Source organism: Frankia sp. AiPa1, assembly GCF_023243075.1.
In the GTDB taxonomy this organism is placed as follows: domain Bacteria; phylum Actinomycetota; class Actinomycetes; order Frankiales; family Frankiaceae; genus Frankia.
Map to the genome: position 1 here is coordinate 1 of NZ_JALKFZ020000021.1, position 790 is coordinate 790.

Consider the following 790-nt stretch of genomic DNA (forward strand, 5'->3'; position numbering starts at 1 on the left):
GAGGGCTGAGGCCGCCGCTCCAGGTCCTCACGCGGTCTTCCTCGGGGCCGATGGTCGGAGATCGGCGGACACCGAGGCCGGGCCGTCCGCGTTCCTGGGCGAGTGCGACGCTCGGAGCGGTCCGGTAGGCGCTCCCCGGCGAGCGCGAGGGTTGCGCTGGCGCTCGGGCGGAACACGAGGAAGCAGAGCAGGCGAGTTTTCTCGTCAAGAGCCTTCCACCAGCGCAGGCCGCTGGAGAGCGCGCCACTTGATCGACGTGCTGCCAGCCGACCCATCGCTCCAGACGCGGCACGGCGTGCCGCTGTGCGGATATCTGGAACATGCTGGTTCGGCATCCGCTCGGTACCGCCGGCTTACCGGAGCCGTCCTCTCCGGGGTGACCATCTCCGTTATGAGTCCGTCCGCTGGTAGGTGGTGACCTTCCCTCTGCCGCCGAGTTGAAGGATCAACCTGCGGCCGCGCAGGTTTCGCAGTGCCTTGCGGATGTTCGGAGCGGAGAGCCCGAGTTCCTCAGCGAGGTCGCTGACTGTTCGTCCCTGACGGGTCAGGGCCTGGTAGACGCGACGCTCTGTGGCGCCCAGCGGGGGCTCGGCGGTCGCCGCGGGCGTGGCGGTCGTGAACTGGTGGAGGACGACGGTGAACCGGATGCCGCTGTCCACGTACTGAGCTTTAATCTTCGAGGTCAGAGCTGTTTTCTGTGCCTGTCTACCAGTGGGTTTAGGTTGGGTAGACCGGTTGTATGAGGTATGCGACGGGTGGCGGGTTGACGCCCGCCGATCAGGTGGAACGT

General features: G+C 66.8%; 1 protein-coding gene. It reads right to left on the reverse strand.

What is annotated here, in order from left to right; translation table 11 throughout:
- Positions 1 to 389: 389 nt before the first annotated feature.
- Positions 390 to 659: a winged helix-turn-helix domain-containing protein gene (locus MXD95_RS28400; protein ID WP_250639170.1), complete on the reverse strand. Its 270-nt coding sequence runs from the start codon at positions 657 to 659 to the stop codon at positions 390 to 392.
- Positions 660 to 790: the final 131 nt, after the last annotated feature.